Raw genomic sequence first — 24,264 nt, forward strand, 5'->3', positions numbered from 1 at the left:
AACTCAGAAGTGAAACGCCGTAGCGCCGATGGTAGTGTGGGGTCTCCCCATGCGAGAGTAGGGAACTGCCAGGCATCAAATAAAACGAAAGGCTCGGTCGAAAGACTGGGCCTTTTGTTTTATCTGGATCGGGTCATAAAAAAGGCCACCCGTCGGGTGGCCCTGAACATCCAGACGCCTTCTAGTGAATAACCTGCGACAAAAACGCACGGGTACGTTCTGACTTCGGACTGGAGAAGAAGGTTTCCGGCGGCGCTTCTTCCACGATCTCACCGCGATCCATAAAGATCACCCGATTAGCGACCGTTCGTGCAAAGCCCATTTCATGGGTTACGCACAGCATGGTCATCCCGGACTCTGCCAGACCAATCATCGTATCCAGCACCTCTTTCACCATCTCAGGATCCAGCGCAGACGTCGGCTCATCAAACAGCATGATTTTCGGCTTCATACAGAGAGAGCGGGCAATGGCCACGCGCTGCTGCTGCCCACCGGAGATCTGACCCGGAAACTTATGCGCATGTTCGGCAATGCGCACGCGCTCCAGATAGTGCATCCCCAGCGCTTCAGCCTCTTTCTTCGGCATCTTGCGTACCCAAATCGGTGCCAGGGTGCAGTTCTGCAGCACGGTCAGATGAGGGAACAGATTAAAGTGCTGAAATACCATCCCGACTTCCTGGCGCACTTTCTCAATATTGCGAATGTCATCGTTCAGCTCGATACCGTCAACAACGATACGACCCTGCTGATGCTCTTCAAGATGATTAATACAGCGGATGGTGGTCGACTTACCGGACCCGGAAGGCCCGCACAGTACAATGCGCTCACCCTGCTGAACATGCAGATTGATATCTTTCAGGACGTGGAACTGCCCGTACCATTTATTGACACTTTCCAGCGTAATCATCGCGTGGGTTGATGGTGTAATTATTTGACTCATGGGATCCCTCAGTGCGGTGTACGCCCGGTGTTAAAGCGCTTTTCCAGATGCTGGCTGTAGCGCGACATGCTGAAACAGAAAATCCAGTAAACGAGTGCGGCAAACACGTAGCCTTCGGTCGACATTCCGAGCCAGGTCGGGTCCACCGTTGCCTGCTGCACGCTGCTGAACAAATCGAACAAACCAATGATGATGACCAGGCTGGTATCTTTAAACAGGGCGATAATGGTGTTTACCAGCCCCGGGATCACCAGCTTGAGCGCCTGAGGCAGGATCACCAAGCCCTGGGTCTTCCAGTAGCCGAGCGCCAGCGATTCTGCTGCCTCGTACTGCCCTTTTGGTAGCGCCTGCAGCCCACCGCGAACTACTTCAGCCACGTAGGCGGACTGGAACAGCACCACCCCAACCAGAGCGCGGATAAGCTTATCGATGCTGGTGCCTTCCGCCATAAACAGCGGCAGCATGACGGAGGACATAAACAGCACCGTAATCAGCGGGACGCCGCGCCAGAACTCGATAAAGACCACCGACAGCACGCGCACCACCGGCATGGTTGAGCGACGCCCCAGCGCCAGCAGAATGCCTAACGGTAGCGCACCGGCAATACCGACGGAGGCGATAATCAGCGTCAGCGTCAGCCCGCCCCACTGGCGCGTTTCTACGCGCTCCAGCCCCAGGAAACCGCCGTACATAAGCCACCAGACCACAACGGGATACACCACTGCCCAGCAGGCAATATAGCGGCCCCGGCGTGGCAGGCTATTCCAGAACATTGGGACTATCGATAACAGCCCGACAAGCAACGCGGTGTTAATGCGCCAGCGCTGATCGTGGGGATAAAGCCCATACATAAACTGACCGAAACGTTGATGAACAAACACCCAGCATGCGCCGGCTTTCGTACAATCTTCGCGTGTCGATCCTACCCAGTTGGCCTCCAGAAACGCCCAGTTCAGCAGCGGTGGCAGCATCTGATACAGCAGCCACAGGCAGAAAACCGTCAGCAGCCCGTTGCTCCAGCTGGAAAATAAATTTTTGCGCGTCCAGGCAATCACTCTGGCAGGCCGTGCGCCCGTTGAACGCGGCGGTTGAGACAGGATAGCTTTTGTCATCATGGCTCCTTAGCGTTCGACCAGCGCAATACGGCGGTTATAAATATTCATAAGCAGCGAAATACTCAGACTAATAATCAGATAGACCGACATCGTGATGGCGATAGTCTCTATTGCCTGGCCGGTCTGATTGAGCACCGTCCCGGCAAACAACGACACCATATCCGGGTAGCCGATGGCCGCGGCCAGAGAAGAGTTCTTTACAATGTTCAGATACTGGCTGGTCAGCGGTGGGATAATGACGCGCATGGCCTGCGGAATAATGACCTGGCGTAGCGTGACCGGATTGGGCAAACCCAGAGAGCGGGCCGCTTCATGTTGACCATGAGGCACCGCCTGAATACCGGAGCGAATAATCTCGGCGATAAACGCCGAGGTATACACCGACAGCGCCAGGGTCAGCGCAGCCAGTTCCGGGATCAGTGCCATACCGCCGCGGAAGTTAAAGCCCTGCAGCTGCGGTACGTCCCAGTGCATTGCCGCGCCAAAGGTCCAGTGCGCCAGCAGCGGAAGGCCGATAATCAGCCCCAGCGCAGCGGGCCAGGTTCGACGCAGCTGCCCGGTTTTAATCTGGTGCGCCTTGTTGTAACGGTAAAGGCCGATCGTTACCGCAATAGCGACGGCGACGGCAGCAAGAAAGCCCAGAACGCCTTCGCCCAGCTGCGGTGCCGGAATATACAGTCCGCGATTGCTGAGAAAGGCCAGGTCAAAAGCATTTACCGCCTGACGCGGCCCGGGCAAATTACGCAGCACCGCGAAGTACCAGAAAAAAATCTGCAGCAGCGGCGGAATATTGCGGAACGTTTCGATATAAAAGGTTGAGAGCTTACGCAGCAGCCAGTTATCCGACAGGCGCGCCAGCCCGAGGAAAAAGCCCAGCAGGGAAGCAAAGACAATGCAGAGAGCGGAAACCAGCAGGGTATTGAGCAATCCGACCAGGAACACCCGGCCATAAGTATCACCCTGTTCATAATCAATCAGGTGCTGAACAATGCCGAATCCTGCGCTGCGGTCGAGGAAGGCGAACCCGGAGGTGATCCCCCGGTTGCTCAGGTTAGTAACGGTATTGTGTATCAAATAAATGGCGATGCTGACGACGGCCACGATCGCGATAATTTGAAACAGCCAGGCACGAACCGCAGGGTTGGTAAAGGAGAGCGATCCTTTTACGGTTGGGCGGCGAAGCGACATAAGAAAACCTCGGTAACCAGTAGTCCAGACTGGGCGCCGCAGAGGCGGCGCCCGTTACAGCAATGGCGCTTAGCGAACCGGCGGTGCGTACTGAATACCGCCGTTGTTCCAGAGGTTGTTCTGGCCACGTTTGATTTTCAGCGGACTTTCAGAGCCAACGTTGCGCTCAAAGACTTCGGCATAGTTACCGACGTGTTTGATAATGTTGTAGGCCCACTTATTGTCGAGTTTCAGATCCTTACCGTAATCCCCCTCTTTGCCCAGCAGGTGACCCATATCCGGGGTTGCAGGATTCGCCGCTTTCTCGTCGACGTTCTTCGAGGTAACGCCCATCTCTTCCGCGTTCAGCATGGCGAACAGCGTCCAGCGTACGACGGAGAACCACTCATCGTCACCGCGACGGACAACCGGGCCCAGGGGCTCTTTAGAGATAACTTCCGGCAGCACCAGCCATTCAGCCGGGTTACTGAGCTTGATGCGCAGGGCGTACAGCTGGGACTGGTCGGATGCCAGCGTATCGCAGCGGCCGGATTCCAGCGCTTTTGCCGACTCGTCAGAGCGGTCGAAGGTCACCGGGGTGTACTTCATTTTGTTGGCTTTGAAGTAGTCCGCCACGTTCAGCTCGGTATCGGTTCCCGCCTGAATGCAAACGGTTGCGCCATCAAGCTCTTTTGCGCTCTTCAGGCCCGCTTTGTTATGGGTCAGGAAGCCGATGCCGTCGTAATAGGTGACGCCAGTAAAGGACATGCCCATGCCGGCATCGCGGGAGGAGGTCCAGGTGGTGTTACGGGAGAGGACGTCCACTTCGCCTGACTGCAGCGCGGTAAAACGCTCTTTAGCGGTCAGCGGGGTATATTTTACTTTCGTGTCATCACCGAATACGGCAGCGGCAACGCCACGGCACACATCAACGTCAATACCAGAGAATTTGCCGTCGGCATCCGCATAGGAGAAACCTGGCAGCCCGTCACTGATACCGCACTGAACGAAACCTTTCTTTTTAACGGCATCAAAGGTGGCACCTGCATGAGCCTGATTGGCAACAGCAAACAGCGCACCGGCAGCGGCCAGGCTGGCGATCACAATCTTTTTCATAATGCATCCTGTGTGGTGAGACTTATCGTTATATGTAAGGCGTTCGGGAAACGCCTGAAACCTGTCTGTGGCTATGGCCATACTCTCTTAAGCAAAGGTAGTGCCAGGTTTGCGAACGAGAGTTTTTGGGCTTTTCGTGCGCATTAAGATGAGTTTAGGCAGGATTAAAAAAATGCAGCGCGCAGAAACGGTGCAAAAACATAACGGCCGCCACATTCTGGAGCAAAAAAGGCGTGATGATTGCGGCTGTTTTTCGGGGGAGTGACAGAGGTGACGAAATTGCACCTGAATAAAGCAGACCCGCACGCGGCGGGTCTGAGCGAAGAGGAAGATTAAGCGTGGGCGGCCAGCGCCTCTCTGCCCAGTTGGGTCGCCACATCGGCGGTCACCGGGCGCCCCAGCAGATAGCCCTGGAGCGTATTGCAGCCTATCTTCGTCAGGAACGTCTGCTGCGCTTCCGTTTCCACGCCCTCGGCCACAACCTTCAGGTTCAGCGTTTTCGCCAGTGCGACAATGGCCGACACGATGGTGGCATCGTCGCCTTCACCGCTAAGCTCATTGACGAAGGCACGATCGATTTTCAGCTCGCAGGCCGGCAGACGCTTGAGGTAAAGCAGACTGGAATAGCCGGTACCGAAGTCATCAATGGAGGCTTTAACTCCCGCGTCGGTCAGTGCCGTCAGTACCCGGACGCTTTCATCCGGGTTATTCATGGCGGTGGTTTCCGTCACCTCCAGAATCAGCGTTTCTGCCGGGATCTGGTGGCGTTCGAGGCTTTCCATCACCGTATCGATCAGGCCCGCCTGCTCAAACTGCAGGGTGGATAAATTCACGGCGACCGACCACTCAGGGTGTCCTTCCAGATGCCAGACTCTCAGCTGACGACAGGCTTCGTCTATCACCCAGTTGCCCATCGGAATAATCAAACCGGTCTTCTCCGCCAGCGGTAGGAAAATATCCGGCGTAAGCAGCCCGAGTGTTGGATGCTGCCAGCGTATAAGGGCCTCAAAACCGGTAATAGGACCGGTGGGCGCCTGAAACTTAGGCTGATACAGCAGGCGCAGCTCTTCGCGCTCCAGAGAGAGCCACAGGTCGTTCATAAGCTGCAACTGCTTCTGTGCCAGGGCGTTCATCGACGGCTGGAAAAAGTGATAGCCGTTACGCCCCATATGCTTGGTGTGGTACATCGCGGCATCGGCGTTAAACATCAGCTCACGTTCATTACTGCCGTCATGCGGATAGAGCGCTATACCCACGCTGAGGGTAACAATCGGCTCATAAGGCGCGATAGTAAAAGGCTTATCGATGGCGCGAACCAGGGCGCTGGCCAGCGAGGCGGCATCGTCAGGGGTGTTGATTTCAAACAGCAGAACAAACTCATCGCCACCGATACGTGCCAGCGTGTACTGACCCTTCAGCGGCTGCTGCAGACGCTCCGTGACGGCAATCAGCAGCTTATCGCCCGTATCGTGGCCGTAGGCATCGTTGACGGCCTTAAAGCCATCCAGATCCATAAACATCAGCGCGAAGCATGAGCCATCGCGACGGGCTTTGTTGATGGCCTGGTCGAGACGATCTTCCAGCAGGACGCGGTTAGGCAAGCGGGTCAATGTATCCTGCAGGGCCAGCTGGGCCAGCTCTTTATTGGCTTCGGCCAGTGAAGAGGCCAGCAGAGAGGTACGAGCCTGCAGGCGCGCATCGAACATGGACAGCATCAGCGTCAGGCAGAGGATCGACAGCGCGACGACGCTGACCACGATAGCCAGCCAGCTGACATTGACGCCGTGATGGTGCATTGCCATCTGGTGTGGAAACTGTGCCGCCATCATGCCCGTGTAGTGCATGCCGGCGATAGCAATCCCCATCAGTACCGCCGCGCCAAAACGCATCAGCGAGACCTGGGCGGCTTCGTGGCGCAGGCGGAAGGTCAGCCACAGCGCGGCAAATGACGCCGCCAGCGCGATGATAACCGACACGGCTATCCAGCCAGTATGCCAGACGATGCCCGGTGAAACCTGCAGTGCCGCCATGCCGGTATAGTGCATGGCGACGATGCCGGAAGCCATCACAAAGGCACCAGGGATAAGGCGGCGCATCCGAAGTTTGTTTGTACTCACTAACCACAGGGCAAAGAGCGAGGAGCCGATGGCAATCAGCATGGAAATGCCGGTAAGGATCGGGTCGTAGCTGATGGTCATGGCCATTTCCATCGCCAGCATACCGATAAAGTGCATGGCCCAGATGCCGATGCCCATCGCAATGCCGCCGCCGATTAGCCAGACGAGCGCCGATTTTCCACTGCTGGTGGAGACCCGGCCTGCCATATTAAGGGCGGTCCAGGAGGCCAGAATGGCGACGATAAAAGAGACCGTAACGAGGATTTGGTCGTACTGACTAACCAGCATGATGTCTGAACTCATTCGCGTTGAACGTAAAGTGTGGCTTCTATCGTCCAGGACGGAAGGGCGCTGACAGTATCATTGTCTTAAGTTGACTAAAAGGGATTTAAATCCCCTGTTTTGCAGGGGATATCGACACGTTTGTGACTTTTCGCGTCCGCAGTATTAGTTAAGGTCGGTGCAATTCACTAGCTTAAGTGGATTAACCGAATCCATATTGCGGCACCGTTCGGTTTCAGTCGTCAGCAATTCGATAAACTGGATGATCAATGCATCAAGAATAAAAACAGAGACGGCGAACACCGCCAGCCACCAGTACTTACGAATCACCTGCTGCCCCTTACCATCAACCTGCGAGAATGACGGCAATATACACGAAATAAAAGGGCTGAGAAGACGCGATAAGCGTGGTGAAATGGTCGTAAACTGAGCAATAAAAAAGGCGCGATCCAGCAGGAGCGCGCCCTTTAAACCGTTATGAACTGATTAGTTCATGCCGTATTTTTTCAATTTTTTACGCAGCGTACCACGGTTGATACCCATCATCAGCGCGGCGCGGGTCTGGTTACCACGGGTGTATTGCATCACCATGTCCAACAGGGGCTGTTCTACTTCAGCCAGTACCAGCTCATACAGGTCATTAACGTCCTGACCATTCAGTTGAGCAAAATAGTTCTTCAGTGCCTGTTTAACCGAGTCACGCAGGGGCTTTTGAGTTACCTGGTCCTGAGAGTTAACGGTAGAAACGGTCAGTACGTCAGAATTTACGCGTTGTTCGAACATAGTTCTGTCAGCTCTTTATTTCTGTTTGACACTTCATCCTTCATGCTGCCTCGTCGTTGGCTGCTCTGCTTATCCGGGTTGCTTACCGCTGTAAGTTTCCACGGACTCGCCGGGCTACCGCCGCGATGCACTATGAATGATCATGTGTATACGCAATATTTTCGAAGTATGCCTCCAACGCCTCCAGCTGTTCGCTGGAATCTTCAATGGCGTTGAATGTGCGCCGAAACTGGTCATCTGGAGCGTGCTCCTGGAGATACCAGGAGACGTGTTTACGCGCGATTCGGTACCCTTTTGCGTGGCCATAAAAGCCATGCAATTCCCGAATGTGCGCGCAAAGTAAGCGCTTAACCTCTGCCAGAGGCAGTGGGGGCAGCAACTCCCCAGTGTCCAGATAATGCTGGATTTCCCGAAAGATCCAGGGTCTTCCCTGAGCTGCGCGGCCTATCATCAGGGCATCAGCCCCCGTATAGTCAAGCACAGCTCTGGCTTTAAGCGGGTCAGTAATGTCGCCATTCGCGATAATCGGAATGGCAACTTTATGCTTAACTGCCCGAATGCTGTCGTACTCAGCGTTGCCGTTGAACAAACAGGCGCGAGTGCGTCCATGAATGGTCAGGGCCTGAATACCACAGTCTTCAGCCAGTTGGGCAATTTCTACACAGTTACGGTGTTCTGGCGCCCAGCCGGTGCGAATCTTCAGGGTAACAGGAACGTCCACCGCTTTAACGACCGCCGTCAGGATCAACTTCACCTGCTCCGGGTACTGTAAAAGGGCCGAACCTGCCAGCTTGCGATTCACCTTTTTTGCCGGGCAACCCATATTAATATCAATAATCTGGGCGCCGCTTTCCACGTTAATACGTGCGGCCTTCGCCATCTCTTCCGGATCGCTGCCGGCGATTTGCACGGTGCGAATACCCGGTTCATCAATGTGCACCATCCGTAAACGAGATTTGTCACTTTCCCAAACCTGCGGGTTAGAAGACATCATCTCGGAAACGGTCAAACCGGCTCCCATCTCGTAGCACAGCGTCCGAAACGGCCTGTCGGTAATACCGGCCATTGGAGCTGCGATCAGGCGATTTCTGAGCTGGTGGTGTCCGATGCGCATGAGTTAAGAAATGACCATACTGTGACTGCAAGGCGGCGTATATTACGCATTTTTCGCACGAGATGAAAGGCCAAACTTTGACCAATCCTGTGTTGTAGATCAATGAATCGCTTGCATTATGAGCATGAAAAATTAATAAGGCATAAAAATCATTGGGTTATTGTTTATTGCGTGACGCGCAGGCATTTACAATTTCGTTCAACTTCTCTGGTTTTCTTTAGCCTGAGGGGCGAAAAACGGGATAATCTGCGGTTTTTATCAGCAGATTATCCTCTTGAAATGCGATCCAGATCTAATTTTAGTCGATGATCGCAAAGGATAAATTGTCTGTTATTCGACCACCACACGACCGTGCAGCGGCTGCACCGGGCGATTATTGTCGTGATGCATAGTGCCGGTGAATTTCTCCAGCTGCGCTGAAGAAAGGGTCAAAGGGTGCTTCAGTACCAGCCAGCTGACGCCCTCAGAGCAGGGTGGCGTGGTCAGGGAGCCGCTGAAACGCCAGTAGGTCTTATTCGTCGGCAGCAGCTTATTGATATCCAGATCGGGCTTCAGGGCCGCATTCTGCTCTGCCTGCGCGGGCATATTCTGCCAGAGGTCATCCAGTTCCGGGTTGGCAGGCCCTTTGTCGAACATCACCGCCACGACCGCTATTTCCCCCTCCGCATTGGTGTGCACCAGGTGCATCTCCATGGCGTAGTGTTTACCGTGGACGGTGTTTTCACTCGGAGCGTGGAAATGAAACTGTTGCAGGGTCCAGGTGGTGTTGTCGAGGGTAATGCTGTTTTGGGTTTCGGGCCTCATGCCGGCCTGAATCGTATGGCCGTTGTTCAGTAGCGTAATCGGCCCATCCGTATAGTGCGTGACCAGCGGCGCGACCTGCGCTCTGAAGGTGACATCAATATTGATGGGAGACTGGTTCATCCCGGCCCGGCAGGTCTTAAAGGCGTCGTCCATATCGCCCCAGTGCTCCGGTGACTCTCCGCCTTCGTATCCCCAGTGGGCGGCCAACGCGGCCGCCGGAAGCATACTCATACCCAGCGCCAGCAGCGCTGCCTTGTACATCGATATCTTCATGATTGTTATCCAGTGCTAAGGAAAATCCTAATTTTCTTTGTAACTCATATGGTTACATGGGTATCTTAGCGAGAATGGCGAGGGAGTAAGCGTAGGTTGGATCAAGTGAAGGGAAGAAAAGCGTGGCCGTATGGCCACGCGAGGAAGATCAGTTTTTGCGCCCGGTAATGCGGCACCACTCTTCTTTTTCGACCACTGGATCGAGCGTGAAGAGAGAGGTGTAAGCCTCGCAGACGCTGTCAGCCTGGCTGGCAAGGATACCGGAAAGGCCCAGCAGGCCGCCCTCAACGGGCAGGACGCTGATTAACGGTGCCAGCTCACGTAACGGGCCGGCCAGGATGTTGGCGACCACCACATCGGCTTTCATGGCGTCTGGCTGGTCCTGCGGGAGATAAAGCTCAAGACGTTCGGACACGCCGTTACGCTGAGCGTTATCGCGGCTGGCCTGAATAGCCTGCGGATCGATATCGATGCCGATGGCTTTAGCCGCGCCCAGTTTCAGGGCGGCAATAGCCAGAATGCCGGAGCCGCAGCCGAAGTCGATAACCGTCTTCCCGGCCAGATCGAGGCCATCCAGCCACTGCAGGCACAGGGAGGTTGTCGGATGGGTGCCGGTGCCGAAGGCCAGGCCCGGATCGAGCATCACGTTAACCGCGTTCTCATCCGGCACGTCGCGCCAGCTCGGGCAGATCCACAGGCGTTCGCCGAAGCGCATCGGGTGGAAGTTATCCATCCACTCACGCTCCCAGTCTTTATCTTCAAGCTGCTCAATTTTATGCGCAAAACCGGTGCCCAGCAGCGGGTGAGATTCGAGGATCGCGACCACTTCTTTCATGTCGGTTTCGGCATCGAACAGGCCGATAACGTCCGTATCACCCCACAGGCGGGTTTCACCCGGCAGCGGTTCGAATACCGGCGTATCGTGGGTATCCTGGAAGGTGATGGACACCGCGCCAGCTTCCATCAGCGCATCGCTAAGCTCTTCAGCGTGGGCGCCAGAGGCGTTCAGTTTCAGTTGGATCCATGGCATAGCAATACTCTTTATTGATTCACGGTAATAACGGAAGCCTGCGGCGCGGGACGACCAAAGCGGTTCCCCAGCAAAAATGCCAGCAGACTGAGCAGTAACGAAGGCACAATGGGGTGGAAGCCCAGGTACTGAATATTAAAGGTCGCAAGCACGGCGTACAGGACGCCGCCCACGATCATCGCGCTCAACGCCCCGGTGGCGTTTGCCCGTTCCCAGTACAGGCCAAGCACAAGCGGCCACAGGAATACGGCTTCCAGGCCACCGAAGGCCAGCAGGTTCAGCCAGATAATCATCTCTGGTGGACGCCAGGCGGCGAGTAGCAGCAGCACGCTGAGGATCAGCGTGATCCCCGTCGACATACGCTTCAGTCGGCGCTCATTCTTGACCTGTTCCGGGTGCAGATTGAGATACAGATCCTTAATGATCGTAGCGGAACTTTGCAGCAGCTGGGCATTGATCGTCGACATAATGGCCGCCATCGGCGCGGCAAGGAAGATCCCGGCGGCAAACGGTGGCAGCACCTTGACCATCAGGGTCGGGATCACCAGGTCGGGTACGCTCAGGTCGGGCAGTACCGCACGGCCCAGTGCGCCGGCCAGGTGCATCCCCAGCATCAGGATCGCGACCACGATGGTGCCGATAATAATCCCGCTGTGCACGGCTTTACTGTCTTTGTAAGAGATGCAGCGCACCGCCGTATGTGGCAGACCAATCACGCCAAAGCACACCAGCACCCAGAACGAGGTCATAAAGCTGGGCGACAGAATATCATCTGCGCCCTGCGGGGTGACCAGCTGCGGATCGATATGGCGAAGGGTGTCCACCGCCGTTCCAAGGCCGCCTGCCGCATGGACGATACCGACCAGCAGCACGATAGTGCCAATCAGCATGACCATCCCCTGCATGGTGTCGTTAAGGACGCTGGCACGGAACCCGCCGAAGGCGGTATAGAGTGCAATACTGACGCCGAAAATCAGCAGCCCGGTTTCATAGGGGATCCCGGCCGCGGTCTCCAGCAGGCGTGCGCCGCCAATAAACTGTACGGTCATGGCGCCAATAAACGCCACCAGCAGACTCAGGCTGGCCAGCCAGACCAGCACCCGGCTCTGATAGCGGGCAAACAGCATATCGTTCAGGGTGACCGCATTATAGCGGCGAGCGAGGATCGCGAATTTTTTACCGAGGATGCCCAGCGACAGCCAGACGGCAGGAAGCTGGATCATCGCCAGCAGCACCCATCCCAGACCGTACTTATAGGCCGCGCCCGGGCCACCGATAAACGAGCTGGCGCTGATATAGGTTGTGGTCAGCGTCATTGCCAGCACAAACCCGCCCATTGAACGGCTGCCGAGGAAATACTCCTGCAGGAAGGTGCCGGTAGTGCGCTGGCGCATGGCATACACGGAGAGACCAAACACCACCAGTAAATAGGCGATCAGCGGCAGAATCACTTCAAGCTGCATCGTCATCCTCCAGCGAAATATCGCGATAGATAAATTTCACCATGCCCCAGCACAGCAGAATAAACAGCAAAGGTATCAGCAGGCAGGCCATCTCAAACCAGCGAGGCAGGCCGGTAATGCCGGGATTGACGCCGGGGATATACGCGGCGGCCAGCCAGGCGGCCAGATAAAGAAGCGTCAGCCAGAGCGCCCAGCGCGCCTCTTTATTAGCCTGTATAAAACGTGGGTCCACGGAAGGTTTCCTCTTCATGGGGGACGCGAGAAAGCGGCAATTCTACGGCAACTGACAGGACAGGGAAAACGTTCATTGCTGAAGGCGTTCGCGATGAGACCAGGTAAAACACTCGCTGCTGGTGTAGAGGATGACAAAATCCGCGTCGTGCAGCTGCGGGTGATATTGCTCGTTCAGCGTGCGGCAGACGATCACATTCTCTGCACTGGCAAGATGCCCGACAGGCGTGCGGGCTGACGCAGAATCCGCGGTGACGATAACGGTATTGTTTTGCGCACGATCGAAACAGTGCTGCCAGGCGGACGCCAGTTCAGGCATATGACCATGGAGCGTGCCGTCCGTATCGATGGCACCGATCTCCAGGATACTATGAGTAATGGCGTAATGCGAAAGCGCCTGTTCCAGGGATTTACCGGCCAGTACCGTCTCCGGGCGTAACATTTCGCTGCCTGCCAGAATGATCTCTCCGTCAATAAACTGATTTGCCAGCAGCGCATGTTCCGGATCGTTGGTGATCAGCCGGAGCTTTTTCACTTCGCTAAGCAGGGGGATGATCTTGCGGCAAACGACACCGTGGCCGAGGAACAGAGTGTCCCGATGGCGTATGAGTCGTGCGCAGTGGCGGGCAATCTCCATCTGCTGTGCTAAAGGCGGGGTGACGTGCGGCGTTGACTCTGGCTCTACGGGGTGTGGCGGTGTAGAAATGGCCCCGCCGAATGAACGCTTTAAACATCCCTGCTGCTCAAGGTAGCTCAGATCGCCCCGGATGGTGACACCGGAAACGCCGAGCTGGGCGGAGAGGTCATCGACTTTTATTTCTCCCTGGGTGGAGACGATTTCAGCGATCTTAAGCCTGCGTTTCAGAAGATTAGAAGATTTTCTCGGCACGTTAACGCTCATGATGGGCCTGTAATGTGTACTACTATATCCGCATGCTTTTTTCTTTGAAAGTTATCCTTCCTGTACATCAGCATTTTGAAATTCATCTCTGACAGGATCGCCGTCGTTAAGGGGATGTTTTGTCGATTATTTCCACTGATTTGCGTTTGGTCACGCTTTTTGGCGTCTTTGTTGTGTTAGCTTTCTTACAAAGTGAAAGTTATATTTCTTCGTTTTGTAAGGGAAGTGCCAAAACAAGGAGGCAGAGATGTACATCATTTCGAGTCACAACATGCTGAAGAAAGCGCAGCTTGAAGGATACGCCGTCCCGGCGTTCAACATTCACAATCTTGAAACGTTGCAGGTTGTTGTCCAGACCGCAGCGCAATATCGCTCTCCGGTGATACTGGCGGGGACGCCCGGAACCTACCGCTATGGCGGCGTTGAAAATTTGATCTCACTGGTGAAGGCGCTGGCCCATGACTACCAGCTGCCGCTGGTGCTCCATCTCGATCATCACGAGGAGAACGAGGACATTTTTAATAAGGTGCGTGCCGGGATCCGCTCGGTCATGATTGATGGCTCCCATCTGCCGTTTGAAGAAAACATCGCCCAGGTTAAAGAGGTTACGGACTTCTGCCACCGTTATGACGTCAGCGTAGAGGCGGAGCTGGGACGCCTCGGAGGTCAGGAAGACGATCTGGTGGTGGAGGACAAAGATTCTGCCTACACCTCGCCTGACGCGGCGGCGGAGTTTGTCCGTCGTACGCAGATTGACTCACTGGCGGTGGCGATTGGGACGGCACACGGCCTGTATACCCGACTGCCTCGCCTGGACTTTGAACGTCTGGAACAGATCCGCCAGCGCGTCGATATTCCGCTGGTGCTGCACGGCGCTTCCGGCTTAACGGAGCAGGATGTGCAGAAGTGTATTCAGCGCGGTATTTGCAAAGTGAATGTCGCCACGGAATTAAAAATCGCCTTTGCCGATGCGCTAAAAGGCTACTTCGACGATAACCCCGCCGCCAACGATCCCCGCCATTATATGCAACCGGCAAAGGCCGCCATGCGGGAGGTTGCCGCGAGAATTATCGGCGTTTGCGGTAGTGAAGGAAGGATCTAACAACGCGTTACCCTACACACAACCAAAGGACTGTTTATGAAAAAAATAAAAATATCCGGCTCCGCTATCTTGCTGAGTCTGGCGCTGTTCTCGCAAAGCACGTTTTCGGCAGAATATAAAATCGGTGCCTCATTATTAACCCAGCAGCATCCTTTTTATATCGAACTGGCCAACGCCATGAAGGATGAGGCGAAAAAAGAAAATGTCGACCTGAGCATTTCTATTGCTAACCAGGACCTGAATAAACAGCTGTCGGATGTCGAAGATTTTATTACCAAAAAAGTCGACGCCATCATTATCTCACCCGTTGATTCAAAAGGCGTCCAGGCGGCGATTATTAAGGCCGACAAGGCGGGTATACCGGTCATTACCGTCGACGTTGCCGCGGAAGGTGTGCCGGTGGTCACCCACGTGGCGACGGATAACTACGCGGGTGGCGTGGAGGCCGGTAAATTAATGGGGGAACTGTTGGGGGGTAAAGGGTCGGTCGCCGTCATCTCCTATCCGGCGCTGCAGTCTGTGGTCGCACGGGTAGACGGTTTCAGGAAAGGATTAAGTGAGACGCCCGGCATTAAGATCGTGGCGGAACAGCCGGGCGTGACCCGCGCCGAGGCCTTAACCACCGCGCAGAATATTATGCAGGCCAACCCCGGCCTTAACGGGCTATTTGGCTTCGGCGATGACGCGGCTCTGGCGGCGGTGATTGCGGCGAAATCTGCCCGTAATGAGAATATCAGGATCGTCGGTTTTGACGGCATGAGCGAAGCGCGTGATGCGGTGGACAGCGAAAAAACATTTGCGGCCGTGATCCGCCAGTTCCCGGACCAGATGGGCGCAAAGGCGATAGACGCTGCGGTTGACCATCTGAATGGCAAGCCGGTAGAAAAACTGATCCCGGTACAGCCAGGCGTGTATCGCGGAAAGTAATACACTTCTTCACCTCACAACAAAACGCCGCCGCGTTTTGTTGTGATACTGAGGCCACTATGACGGATGTTATTCTTGATGTTTCGCATATTGCGAAGGCATTTGGTCACGTTCAGGCATTGAAGGATATTACGCTTTCGATCCGTAAAGGACGTGTCCACACATTATTAGGTGAGAATGGCGCAGGTAAATCAACGTTAATGAAGATCCTGGCGGGGGTTTATCCGCCGACGCACGGAACAATCACCCTGCGTGGAAAAAAGACCACCATTCATAGCCCACAGCACTCGCGTAAACTCGGCATCGCCATTATTTTTCAGGAGCTGAGCCTGAGTAATAATATGACGGTGGCGGAAAATATTTATGCGAATAATGAGCCGAGGCGCTTTGGCGTCATTAATGATAAAAAGATGCTTGCCGACTGCCAGCAATTCCTGACGGCGCTGGGTATTCCTCTTGATCCTTATGACCGGGTCGGGAACCTGTCTATGGCGCATCGTCAGCTGGTTGAAATTGCCAAAGCGTTAAGCTACCCGGCAGATGTCGTGATTATGGATGAGCCGACCTCATCACTCAGTGATAATGAAGCCGGGATTTTATTTAGTATTATCGAAAAATTAAAGCAGCGCGGCACTGCTATTATTTATATTTCTCACCGGATGGATGAAATTATGCGTATTTCGGATGATATTTCCGTGGTCCGCGATGGGGAATATATTGCCACGCATGAAAAGAAAAACAGCCACATTCAGCATCTGATTGCCCAGATGGTCGGCCGGGAAATGAAAAACATCTGGCCACCGCGCATAGGGGAAAAGCCGGATTCGCGCACTGCGGCGAAACTGGAAGTCAGAAATCTTACCCACCCGCTATTTTTTCAGCAGGTGAGCTTTGCCGTGCGGGCGGGAGAAGTGCTGGGTTTTTTTGGCCTGGTGGGTGCCGGACGTTCGGATGTGATGAAAGCATTATTTGGCCTGATCCCGTATCAGGGAACCCTGCTGATTGAGGGCAAAGAGGTGCGGATCGCCAGCCCGAAGCAGGCAATCGAACACGGTATCGCCTTTGTGACGGAAAACCGCAAAGAGGAGGGGCTGGTGCTGATGCACGATGTGAACAGCAATACGCATCACGTTGCTTTTCAGTATAACGCCTCGGCGATGGGGTTAATTCATCATCGCGAAGAGGAGGCGCGCACGCACGAATCCGTGGTGAGAATGAACACCAAAATCAGTTCGATCCACCAGCCGGTCGGGGTATTAAGCGGCGGAAATCAGCAGAAAATCGTGCTGGCGAAATGGCTGGAAAAAACGCCGCGTATTTTACTGCTTGATGAGCCGACGCGCGGCGTTGATGTCGGGGCGAAGTTTGAGATTTATAACGTGATCCGCCAGCTGGCCGCCGCCGGGACGGCCATTATTCTGGTGTCATCCGAGCTGCCGGAAGTGATGGCGTTAAGCGATCGCCTGGCGGTCATGCGTAATAAAACAATTGCTGAAATCTATTCATCTGAGAATTTAACGCAGATGCAGGTCATGGCGACGGCAACAGGAGTGCGGTAAATGACGGAGAAAACGCTGCCGGTGTTAAAAACGCCGGGCCTGTCTACGGCGGGCGGATTTAAAAAAGCCTTTAAGCAATATGGCGGTATTCTGACGGGTATGCTGGTGTTGATTGTGCTGTTCAGTTTGATGAATGACAGTTTCTTCACCACCAATAACATGACCAATATTATCCTCCAGGTCTCGATTATCGCCATCACCGCCTATGGGATGACCTATGTATTACTGCTGGGCGATATCGATTTGTCCGTCGGCTCCACCATTGCGTTAATCGGTACGTTTGCCGCGCTGGGCGCATCCTGGGGCATTCCTTTTATTTTACTGGTGCCCATGTCAATGGTGGCCGCGCTGCTGCTGGGGATGATTAACGGAGGGCTAACCGCGCTGGCGGGTATTCCGTCTTTTATTGTCACGGTCGCCACGATGGGTATCTTTCGCGGTATTGCTTATATCATGACCGACGGCACGCCGGTCATGATCAAGAGCGAGGCTTTTCTGGCGATCGGCAACGGTGAGTTTCTCTATATTCCCATCCCTATCTGGATCCTGCTGATCTTACTGCTGGTTAACCATTTCATTCTGACCAAAACGACGTTTGGCCGAAAAATTTATATTACCGGCGGCAACAAAGAAGCGGCGATCTATTCCGGCATCAACGTGGTTCGCCTGAAGATTCAGGTGTTTATGCTCACCGCTGCCCTGGCAGGCGTCAGCGGCATGATCCTCGCCTCGCGCCTCTACTCCGGACAGCCCAACGCGGCGCTGAGCTACGAGCTGGATGCCATTGCGGCGGCGGTGCTCGGCGGCACCAGCCTGAACGGCGGCTACGGAACGGTGGTGGGGACCATGATCGGGGCATTAACCATTGGCGTGATTAACAACGGAATGAACTTAATGAACGTGCCTTATTTCTACCAGATGGTGGTGAAGGGACTCGTCATTCTGGTGGCGGTTTACGCGGATGTCAGAAATAAACGAAAACGTGGCTAATTATTTTAAGGGATTAATCAAATGGCTAAAGTCTTCACGATTGGCGAAATTCTGGTTGAAATCATGGCGAACAAAATGGGGCAGCCGTTTGATCAACCGGGCGTGTGGAAGGGGCCGTATCCCAGCGGTGCGCCCGCTATTTTTATCGATCAGGTGACGCGCCTCGGGGTGCCCTGCGGCATCATCAGCTGCGTCGGAAATGATGGCTTTGGGGATATTAACATCCACCGCCTGGCCGCCGACGGCGTCGATATCCGGGGGATCTCCGTCCTGCCGCTGGAAGCCACCGGCAGCGCCTTTGTCACCTATCAGCAAACCGGCGACCGGGATTTTATTTTCAATATCAAGAATGCCGCCTGCGGTAAATTATCCGCTCAGCATGTGGATGCCGACCTGCTAAAAGACTGTACGCACTTTCATATTATGGGCTCATCGTTATTTTCATTTCATATGGTGGATGCGGTCAAAAAAGCGGTAACGATGGTCAAAGCGAATGGCGGCATGATCTCTTTCGATCCGAATATTCGCAAAGAGATGCTGGATATTCCCGAAATGCGCGATGCGCTGCACTTTGTGCTGGAGCTGACGGATATTTATATGCCCAGCGAAGGCGAAGTGCTGCTGCTGTCGCCGCACGCCACGGCGGAGCGGGCGATTAGCGGTTTTCTTGGCGAAGGTGTGAAAGAGGTTATCGTGAAGCGCGGCAGTAAAGGCGCGAGCTTTTACTCTGCGCAAGAGCAATTTCACGTCGAAAGCTATCCGGTACAGGAAGTCGATCCTACCGGGGCCGGGGACTGTTTTGGCGGCGCGTATATCGCCTGTCGCCAGCTGGGGTTTGATGCACGCCAGGCGCTGGAATACGCCAATGCCTGCGGCGCGCTGGCCGTCACGCGGCGAGGTCCTATGGAGGGCACTTCCCGACTGGAGGAGCTACGCGATTTTATCTGTCGGCATACGACGGAGATCGAGGAAACGGTGCGATAAAACAAAACGCCGGGCCTTCAAAAGAAAGCCCGGCGTTTATCGGCATAAAGGCGTGGGCCGACAGCGTGTCGGCCCTGGCCATTATTTTTCCTGCAGTCCGAGTTTTTTCTCCAGGTAGTGGATATTGGTTCCACCGTGCTGGAAGTTTTCATCGGTCATGATACGCATCTGCAGATCGATGTTGGTTTTGATCCCATCGATAATCAACTCCTGCAGCGCATTCTTCATACGGGAAATCGCCACATCGCGGGTTTCACCGTAGCAGATCAGCTTGCCGATCATGGAGTCGTAGTACGGCGGCACCGTATAGCCTGCGTAGATATGCGATTCCCAGCGCACGCCAAAACCGCCCGGCGCGTGGAAACGGGTGATCTTACCCGGGCTCGGCAGGAAGGTGTTCGGGTCTTCGGCGTTAATACGGCACTCGACCGCATGGCCTTTCACCATCACTTCTTCCTGCTTGATGGACAGCGGCTGACCGGCAGCAACGCGCAGCTGCTCTTTGATCAGGTCAACGCCGGTGATCATCTCGGTAACCGGATGCTCTACCTGAATACGGGTGTTCATCTCGATAAAGTAGAACTCGCCGTTTTCGAACAGGAACTCAAAGGTACCTGCGCCGCGATAGCCGATATCCACGCACGCCTTCGAGCAACGCTCGCCGATATAGCGACGCAGTTCCGGAGTAATACCCGGTGCCGGTGCCTCTTCGACCACTTTCTGGTGGCGACGCTGCATGGAGCAGTCGCGTTCCGCCAGATAGACAGCATTGCCCTGACCGTCAGCCATCACCTGAATTTCGATGTGGCGTGGGTTTTCCAGGTACTTCTCCATGTAAACCATGTCGTTGTTGAAAGCCGCTTTGGCTTCCGCACGGGTCATGGCAATGGACTGGGCCAGGTCGGCATCTTTACGCACAACGCGCATACCGCGACCGCCGCCGCCGCCGGAGGCTTTGATAATCACCGGGTAGCCGATGCGTTTGGCATGGGCGCGGTTAACGTCCATGTCGTCGCCCAGCGGGCCGTCAGAGCCAGGTACGGTCGGCACGCCGGCTTTCTTCATCGCGGTGATTGCAGACACTTTGTCGCCCATCAGGCGAATGGTGTCGGCTTTCGGTCCGATAAAGATAAAACCGGATTGCTCCACCTGCTCGGCGAAGTTGGCGTTCTCAGAGAGGAAGCCGTATCCCGGGTGGATAGCTACTGCGCCGGTGATTTCAGCCGCGCTGATAATCGCCGGAATATTCAGGTAGCTTTTAACGGACGGAGCCGGGCCAATACAGACCGTTTCATCCGCCAACAGAACGTGTTTCAGATCGCGGTCCGCGCTGGAGTGCACGGCGACAGTCTTGATGCCCAGTTCTTTACAGGCACGAAGAATACGCAGTGCAATCTCGCCGCGGTTGGCGATGACAATTTTATCCAGCATGTTCGCCTCGTTATTCGATGACAACCAGCGGCTCGTCAAATTCAACCGGCTGGCCACTTTCAACCAGAATGGCTTTCACCACGCCTGACTTATCGGCTTCGATCTGGTTCATCATTTTCATCGCTTCAACGATGCACAGGGTGTCACCCACGTTAACTTTCTGGCCGATTTCGATAAACGCTTTCGCGTCCGGGCTCGGGGTGCGGTAGAAAGTACCCACCATCGGGGAACGCACGATATGGCCACTGATTTCAGCTGCAGCAGGCGCTTCCATTGCCGGGGTCACAGCAGGTGCAACGGCGTTAGACAGGGCAGGCTGCTGCATCATCGGCGCAGCATAAGCCTGCTGCATCAATGGGAAGCCAGCATTTGGCGCTGAACGGCTAATGCGAACAGACTCTTCGCCTTCAGAAATTTCCAGTTCGGAGATGCCTGATTCTTCAACCAGCTCGATCAGTTTTTTAATCTTACGAATATCCATGGGTGGGTTCCGTACTCTTTGTTTAGTGTGATTGTGACAGGCGTTGTACCGCCGTCTGTAACGCGTATGAATAACCGTCCGCCCCCAGACCGCAAATGACGCCAGCGGCGACATCTGACAGATACGAGTGATGGCGGAACGGCTCGCGCGCATGCACGTTGGACAGGTGGATCTCGATAAACGGGATGTCCACTGCCAGCAGTGCATCGCGGATAGCCACGCTGGTGTGCGTAAACGCGGCCGGATTAATCAGGATATAGTCCACGGTCTCTTTAGCCTGATGAATACGGTCGATGAGTACGTGCTCCGCGTTAGACTGCATATGGTCAAGCGTCACATTCAGCGCCCCGGCTTCCTGCTGCAAACGGTTAACAATCTCCGTTAACGTCAGGGTGCCGTACTTCTCTGGCTCGCGGGTACCGAGCATATTCAGGTTCGGTCCGTTCAAAAGCAAAATGTGAAACTTATCGGCCATGATGCTGCTATCTCCTGCGATTCTCGGGTAAAAAACAAAATATACCTTCGATGCGCGATTGTCACCTTTTCAGGGCCTTAAAAACCCCGTCGGGAAAACCAAGGTCGCACATTATAACGATTTCGTAGCATTTGGCAGCTAAATACTGGTCTTATCAGAGAAGATTATCAATCGTAATCGTGTAAAGAACCGTTTGTGATAAGCAATTTGTGGGAGGCTGCACACTCTGCTCAGCTAGCGCCACCACTGGCGAAAGGTCCGGTAGCGGCATGCCAGAAGAACGACGGCGATCGCGGCGTATATGAGCGGCTGCGGCGATAAAATTTTTACTGACCACAGGTAGTGAACCGGTGCGAGGATCGCTGCAAGATAGACGAAATTGTGCAATCGCTGCCAGTTTCTGCCCAATTTTTGCTGCGCGTAGCGGGTCGATGTCAGCGTCAGCGCCAGCAAAATGCCCCAGCAGGCGATCCCAAGCGTCAGCCAGGGCCGCGTGAGCAGCTCCCGACCCAGCAGAGAAAGATTGTCCACGCCCAGCTCAAGCAGGGCGTAGCTGGTCAGGTGCAGCGTCGCCCAGGCAAAGCACCACAGCCCGAGCAGTCGACGCGTGCGGATCAGCAAAGGCTGTTTAGCGTAGCGTGCAAGCGGCGAAACCAGCAAGGTGGCCAGTAAAAATTTTAGCGCCATCCGACCGGTAAAATGCTGAATATCCTTCGCCGGGTCGGCGCTGAAACCGCCGTTATTCACCGCCCAGAAGAGCCAGATAAAGGGTAAAAAACCGGCCAGGTGCAGAGCGACCTTCAGCCAGGTTATCTGTTTTGCCGTTAAGCGCACTTAAAAACTCTCCCGCAGATCCAGCCCGCGATACAGGGAGGCGACCTGATCTGCATAGCCATTAAACAACAGCGTCGGCTGGCGTTTTACGTCCAGCACTCCGCCAGGACCGATGACCCGCTCGGTGGCCTGGGACCAGCGAGGGTGATCGACATGCGGATTGACGTTGGCATAAAAACCGTACTCATCGGGCGCGGACAGGTTCCAGGTGGAGGGCGGGCGCTCGCGGGTCAGGCTAATACTGACGATGGATTTAATCCCTTTAAAACCGTATTTCCAGGGGACCGTCAGGCGCACGGGCGCGCCGTTTTGCGGCGGCAGGGCTTTACCGTAGACGCCAACGGTCAGCATCGTCAGCGGATGCATGGCTTCATCAAGACGCAGCCCTTCGACGTAGGGGTAGGCCAGACCGCCGCCGATAAAGCGATCTTTCTGGCCGGGCATCTGCTCGGGCGCGTAGAGGGTTTTAAAGGCAACATAGCGTGCGTTGCTGGTGGGTTCGACCAGCGCCAGCAGCTTGTGCAGCGGGAATCCCGTCCAGGGAACGACCATCGACCAGGCTTCTACGCAGCGCATACGGTAGATACGCTCCTCCAGCGGAAAACGGGTGGTCAGCGCCTGGTGATCCAGGGTCAGAGGTTTGGCGACTTCGCCGTCGATGGTCAACGTCCAGGGATCGGTGACCAGGCTGCCCGCATTGGCGGCCGGATCGGCTTTATCCAGGCCGAACTCATAAAAATTGTTGTAGCCGGTGACTTTCTCTTCCGGCGTCAGCGTCAGGCTGTTTTGCCATTCGGCGGGGCGGGAGAAATCCAGCGGTTTACCGGCGGGCGCGGCGGGGCGATCGTTGCCTTTGAACCAGCCCAGCAGATCGGCCTGCGCGACGGGGGAAAGGGAGAGGGTGGCCGCGCTGATGCCTAAGGCCTTCAGCACCTGGCGTCGTTGCAGCATAAAAACGGATTCTGCCGTGACGTCGGCTTCCGTCAGTTTCGTGGGTTTCATCATACTCTCCGCCAGCGTTTTACTAAGCATGGCGGAGAGTTGGCGTTATAGCGAGTCGCAGAGTGTTACTAAAATTAAAGGTCAGGCAACCTTCACCAGCGTACGACCCTGCACGTTGTTATTGATAATCGCCTGCGCCACGGCCGGAGCCTGGTCGAGGGTGATTTCGGTGGCGCTCTGCTGATAGAAGGATTCCGGCAGATCCTGCACCAGACGCTGCCAGGCCGCGAGGCGACGCTCTGCTGGTGCCATCACGGAGTCAACGCCCTGCAGGCGGACATTACGCAGAATAAACGGCATTACCGTGGTCGGCAGCGCAAAGCCACCCGCCAGGCCGCAGGCCGCCACGCAGCCGCCGTAGTTCATCTGCGCCAGAACTTTCGCCAGCACTTTATCGCCAACCGTATCGATGGCACCGGCCCAGATCTGTTTCTCCAGCGGGCGGGTTTCGGCGAACTCGTCGCGGGCGAGAATGCGCTGTGCGCCAAGCTCTTTCAGATACGCATGGGTGCTTTCACGGCCGGAAACGGCAGCCACCTGGTAGCCCAGTTTATGCAGCAGGGCGACAGCCGTACTGCCCACGCCGCCGCTTGCGCCGGTGACCACGACTTCGCCGTCCGTCGGACGAATGCCCGCGTCTTCCAGCGCCATCACGCAGAGCATTGCGGTAAAGCCCGCCGTGCCGATAATCATCGCCTTGCGGCCGTCCATGCCTTCCGGCATCGGCACCAGCCAGTCGCCGTTGACGCGTGCGCGCTGCGCCAGACCGCCCCAGTGATTTTCACCCACGCCCCAGCCGGTGAGAAGCACCTGCTGGCCGACATGGAAGCGCGGATCTTCGCTGGTGTGAACCGTTCCGGCGAAATCAATGCCCGGCACCATCGGGAAGTTGCGAATGATCTTGCCCGTGCCGGTGATGGCCAGAGCATCTTTATAATTGAGGCTGGACCACTGGATGTCGACGGTGACGTTGCCTGCCGGAAGCTGGCTATCCGTGAGCGGCTGTACGGATGCGTGCGTTTTTCCATCCTGCTGTTCCAGAATTAAGGCCTGCATAATTTTTCCTCTATTTGATAGATGTTGGGCAATTAATTCATCAAGACTATACTCGCTTAGAAAACTGCGATGCCCGATTAACGCAAT

Annotated in this window: 25 protein-coding genes; 6 read left to right on the forward strand and 19 right to left on the reverse strand. The window is 55.3% G+C overall.

Going from position 1 to position 24,264, the window contains the following annotated elements:
- Window positions 1–192, forward strand: a 192-nt coding sequence (locus EDF81_RS24145; RefSeq protein WP_221180824.1) for a hypothetical protein, incomplete at its 5' end; no start/stop codon positions are given.
- Here EDF81_RS24145 and EDF81_RS15590 read toward each other — a convergent pair.
- From EDF81_RS15590 to EDF81_RS15650, 13 genes are all read right to left on the reverse strand, one after another.
- Window positions 182–940: an amino acid ABC transporter ATP-binding protein gene (locus EDF81_RS15590; protein ID WP_123349077.1), complete on the reverse strand. Its 759-nt coding sequence runs from the start codon at window positions 938–940 to the stop codon at window positions 182–184. The genes EDF81_RS24145 and EDF81_RS15590 overlap by 11 nt on opposite strands.
- An 8-nt stretch (window positions 941–948) precedes the next feature.
- Window positions 949–2,052: an amino acid ABC transporter permease gene (locus EDF81_RS15595; RefSeq protein ID WP_123349078.1), complete on the reverse strand. Its 1,104-nt coding sequence runs from the start codon at window positions 2,050–2,052 to the stop codon at window positions 949–951.
- A 9-nt stretch (window positions 2,053–2,061) separates the two neighbouring features.
- Window positions 2,062–3,243 (reverse strand): amino acid ABC transporter permease, encoded by a 1,182-nt coding sequence (locus tag EDF81_RS15600; RefSeq protein ID WP_123349079.1) that lies wholly within the window; start codon window positions 3,241–3,243, stop codon window positions 2,062–2,064.
- A gap of 69 nt (window positions 3,244–3,312) precedes the next feature.
- Window positions 3,313–4,338: an amino acid ABC transporter substrate-binding protein gene (locus EDF81_RS15605; protein ID WP_123349080.1), complete on the reverse strand. Its 1,026-nt coding sequence runs from the start codon at window positions 4,336–4,338 to the stop codon at window positions 3,313–3,315.
- Between the two features lie 332 nt (window positions 4,339–4,670).
- Window positions 4,671–6,743 (reverse strand): bifunctional diguanylate cyclase/phosphodiesterase, encoded by a 2,073-nt coding sequence (locus EDF81_RS15610; RefSeq protein WP_123349081.1) that lies wholly within the window; start codon window positions 6,741–6,743, stop codon window positions 4,671–4,673.
- 159 nt (window positions 6,744–6,902) lie between these two features.
- The gene (locus EDF81_RS15615) at window positions 6,903–7,067 is read right to left on the reverse strand and encodes a DUF2556 family protein (RefSeq protein WP_123349082.1); all 165 of its coding nucleotides are present in this window, start codon (window positions 7,065–7,067) and stop codon (window positions 6,903–6,905) included.
- 156 nt (window positions 7,068–7,223) lie between these two features.
- Window positions 7,224–7,520, reverse strand: coding sequence for a DNA-binding transcriptional regulator Fis (gene fis, locus EDF81_RS15620; protein ID WP_000462905.1), 297 nt, complete (start codon window positions 7,518–7,520; stop codon window positions 7,224–7,226).
- Window positions 7,521–7,650: 130 nt separating this feature from the next.
- Window positions 7,651–8,634 (reverse strand): tRNA dihydrouridine synthase DusB, encoded by a 984-nt coding sequence (gene dusB / locus EDF81_RS15625; protein WP_123349083.1) that lies wholly within the window; start codon window positions 8,632–8,634, stop codon window positions 7,651–7,653.
- 330 nt (window positions 8,635–8,964) lie between these two features.
- A complete protein-coding gene (locus tag EDF81_RS15630) occupies window positions 8,965–9,711 on the reverse strand; it encodes a carbonic anhydrase (protein WP_123349084.1) in 747 nt (248 codons plus the stop codon).
- 148 nt (window positions 9,712–9,859) lie between these two features.
- Window positions 9,860–10,741 carry a 50S ribosomal protein L11 methyltransferase gene (gene prmA, locus EDF81_RS15635; RefSeq protein WP_123349085.1) on the reverse strand — a complete coding sequence of 294 codons (882 nt, stop codon included), beginning with the start codon at window positions 10,739–10,741 and terminating at the stop codon, window positions 9,860–9,862.
- 11 nt (window positions 10,742–10,752) lie between these two features.
- Window positions 10,753–12,204, reverse strand: coding sequence for a sodium/pantothenate symporter (gene panF / locus EDF81_RS15640; RefSeq protein ID WP_123349086.1), 1,452 nt, complete (start codon window positions 12,202–12,204; stop codon window positions 10,753–10,755).
- Complete coding sequence (locus tag EDF81_RS15645) at window positions 12,194–12,436, reverse strand: DUF997 family protein (RefSeq protein ID WP_123349087.1); 243 nt, start codon at window positions 12,434–12,436, stop codon at window positions 12,194–12,196. Before EDF81_RS15645 ends, panF begins: the two co-directional genes overlap by 11 nt.
- Window positions 12,437–12,508: 72 nt before the next feature.
- Window positions 12,509–13,339, reverse strand: coding sequence for a DeoR/GlpR family DNA-binding transcription regulator (locus tag EDF81_RS15650; RefSeq protein ID WP_123349088.1), 831 nt, complete (start codon window positions 13,337–13,339; stop codon window positions 12,509–12,511).
- A gap of 244 nt (window positions 13,340–13,583) precedes the next feature.
- On the opposite strand from EDF81_RS15650, the gene EDF81_RS15655 reads away from it, so the two are divergent.
- Genes EDF81_RS15655 through EDF81_RS15675 form a run of 5 tightly spaced genes read left to right on the forward strand, consistent with a single transcriptional unit; the run spans window position 13,584 to window position 18,898 of the window.
- Window positions 13,584–14,438, forward strand: coding sequence for a tagatose bisphosphate family class II aldolase (locus EDF81_RS15655; RefSeq protein WP_123349089.1), 855 nt, complete (start codon window positions 13,584–13,586; stop codon window positions 14,436–14,438).
- A 36-nt stretch (window positions 14,439–14,474) separates the two neighbouring features.
- Complete coding sequence (locus EDF81_RS15660; RefSeq protein WP_123349090.1) at window positions 14,475–15,365, forward strand: substrate-binding domain-containing protein; 891 nt, start codon at window positions 14,475–14,477, stop codon at window positions 15,363–15,365.
- Between the two features lie 59 nt (window positions 15,366–15,424).
- Complete coding sequence (locus EDF81_RS15665) at window positions 15,425–16,924, forward strand: sugar ABC transporter ATP-binding protein (RefSeq protein ID WP_123349091.1); 1,500 nt, start codon at window positions 15,425–15,427, stop codon at window positions 16,922–16,924.
- The gene (locus EDF81_RS15670) at window positions 16,925–17,914 is read left to right on the forward strand and encodes an ABC transporter permease (protein ID WP_123349092.1); all 990 of its coding nucleotides are present in this window, start codon (window positions 16,925–16,927) and stop codon (window positions 17,912–17,914) included. It begins immediately after the preceding gene.
- A gap of 21 nt (window positions 17,915–17,935) precedes the next feature.
- Window positions 17,936–18,898, forward strand: coding sequence for a sugar kinase (locus tag EDF81_RS15675; RefSeq protein ID WP_123349093.1), 963 nt, complete (start codon window positions 17,936–17,938; stop codon window positions 18,896–18,898).
- An 81-nt stretch (window positions 18,899–18,979) separates the two neighbouring features.
- Here the strand turns inward: EDF81_RS15675 and accC are convergent, their stop codons facing one another.
- From accC to EDF81_RS15705, 6 genes are all read right to left on the reverse strand, one after another.
- The gene (gene accC, locus EDF81_RS15680; protein ID WP_123349094.1) at window positions 18,980–20,329 is read right to left on the reverse strand and encodes an acetyl-CoA carboxylase biotin carboxylase subunit; all 1,350 of its coding nucleotides are present in this window, start codon (window positions 20,327–20,329) and stop codon (window positions 18,980–18,982) included.
- A gap of 10 nt (window positions 20,330–20,339) precedes the next feature.
- On the reverse strand, window positions 20,340–20,810 hold the full coding sequence (gene accB, locus EDF81_RS15685) for an acetyl-CoA carboxylase biotin carboxyl carrier protein (RefSeq protein ID WP_123349095.1): 471 nt from the start codon (window positions 20,808–20,810) through the stop codon (window positions 20,340–20,342).
- Between the two features lie 22 nt (window positions 20,811–20,832).
- A complete protein-coding gene (gene aroQ / locus EDF81_RS15690; RefSeq protein ID WP_123349096.1) occupies window positions 20,833–21,285 on the reverse strand; it encodes a type II 3-dehydroquinate dehydratase in 453 nt (150 codons plus the stop codon).
- A 234-nt stretch (window positions 21,286–21,519) separates the two neighbouring features.
- On the reverse strand, window positions 21,520–22,119 hold the full coding sequence (gene msrQ / locus EDF81_RS15695; RefSeq protein WP_123349097.1) for a protein-methionine-sulfoxide reductase heme-binding subunit MsrQ: 600 nt from the start codon (window positions 22,117–22,119) through the stop codon (window positions 21,520–21,522).
- Window positions 22,120–23,124, reverse strand: coding sequence for a protein-methionine-sulfoxide reductase catalytic subunit MsrP (gene msrP / locus EDF81_RS15700; protein WP_404851506.1), 1,005 nt, complete (start codon window positions 23,122–23,124; stop codon window positions 22,120–22,122).
- 78 nt (window positions 23,125–23,202) lie between these two features.
- A complete protein-coding gene (locus EDF81_RS15705) occupies window positions 23,203–24,177 on the reverse strand; it encodes an MDR family oxidoreductase (RefSeq protein WP_123349098.1) in 975 nt (324 codons plus the stop codon).
- Between the last annotated feature and the right edge of the window lie 87 nt (window positions 24,178–24,264).

This window comes from Enterobacter sp. BIGb0383 (assembly GCF_003751845.1).
Lineage (GTDB): Bacteria > Pseudomonadota > Gammaproteobacteria > Enterobacterales > Enterobacteriaceae > BIGb0383.

Bases quoted from the DNA above. Each gene is read 5' to 3' on its own strand.
- EDF81_RS15590 (WP_123349077.1), bottom strand. From the start codon at position 940: ATGAGTCAAATAATTACACCATCAACCCACGCGATGATTACGCTGGAA.
- EDF81_RS15595 (WP_123349078.1), bottom strand. From the start codon at position 2,052: ATGACAAAAGCTATCCTGTCTCAACCGCCGCGTTCAACGGGCGCACGG.
- EDF81_RS15600 (WP_123349079.1), bottom strand. From the start codon at position 3,243: ATGTCGCTTCGCCGCCCAACCGTAAAAGGATCGCTCTCCTTTACCAAC.
- EDF81_RS15605 (WP_123349080.1), bottom strand. From the start codon at position 4,338: ATGAAAAAGATTGTGATCGCCAGCCTGGCCGCTGCCGGTGCGCTGTTT.
- EDF81_RS15610 (WP_123349081.1), bottom strand. From the start codon at position 6,743: ATGCTGGTTAGTCAGTACGACCAAATCCTCGTTACGGTCTCTTTTATC.
- fis (WP_000462905.1), bottom strand. From the start codon at position 7,520: ATGTTCGAACAACGCGTAAATTCTGACGTACTGACCGTTTCTACCGTT.
- dusB (WP_123349083.1), bottom strand. From the start codon at position 8,634: ATGCGCATCGGACACCACCAGCTCAGAAATCGCCTGATCGCAGCTCCA.
- EDF81_RS15630 (WP_123349084.1), bottom strand. From the start codon at position 9,711: ATGAAGATATCGATGTACAAGGCAGCGCTGCTGGCGCTGGGTATGAGT.
- prmA (WP_123349085.1), bottom strand. From the start codon at position 10,741: ATGCCATGGATCCAACTGAAACTGAACGCCTCTGGCGCCCACGCTGAA.
- panF (WP_123349086.1), bottom strand. From the start codon at position 12,204: ATGCAGCTTGAAGTGATTCTGCCGCTGATCGCCTATTTACTGGTGGTG.
- EDF81_RS15655 (WP_123349089.1), top strand. From the start codon at position 13,584: ATGTACATCATTTCGAGTCACAACATGCTGAAGAAAGCGCAGCTTGAA.
- EDF81_RS15660 (WP_123349090.1), top strand. From the start codon at position 14,475: ATGAAAAAAATAAAAATATCCGGCTCCGCTATCTTGCTGAGTCTGGCG.
- EDF81_RS15665 (WP_123349091.1), top strand. From the start codon at position 15,425: ATGACGGATGTTATTCTTGATGTTTCGCATATTGCGAAGGCATTTGGT.
- EDF81_RS15670 (WP_123349092.1), top strand. From the start codon at position 16,925: ATGACGGAGAAAACGCTGCCGGTGTTAAAAACGCCGGGCCTGTCTACG.
- EDF81_RS15675 (WP_123349093.1), top strand. From the start codon at position 17,936: ATGGCTAAAGTCTTCACGATTGGCGAAATTCTGGTTGAAATCATGGCG.
- accC (WP_123349094.1), bottom strand. From the start codon at position 20,329: ATGCTGGATAAAATTGTCATCGCCAACCGCGGCGAGATTGCACTGCGT.
- accB (WP_123349095.1), bottom strand. From the start codon at position 20,810: ATGGATATTCGTAAGATTAAAAAACTGATCGAGCTGGTTGAAGAATCA.
- aroQ (WP_123349096.1), bottom strand. From the start codon at position 21,285: ATGGCCGATAAGTTTCACATTTTGCTTTTGAACGGACCGAACCTGAAT.
- msrP (WP_404851506.1), bottom strand. From the start codon at position 23,124: ATGATGAAACCCACGAAACTGACGGAAGCCGACGTCACGGCAGAATCC.
- EDF81_RS15705 (WP_123349098.1), bottom strand. From the start codon at position 24,177: ATGCAGGCCTTAATTCTGGAACAGCAGGATGGAAAAACGCACGCATCC.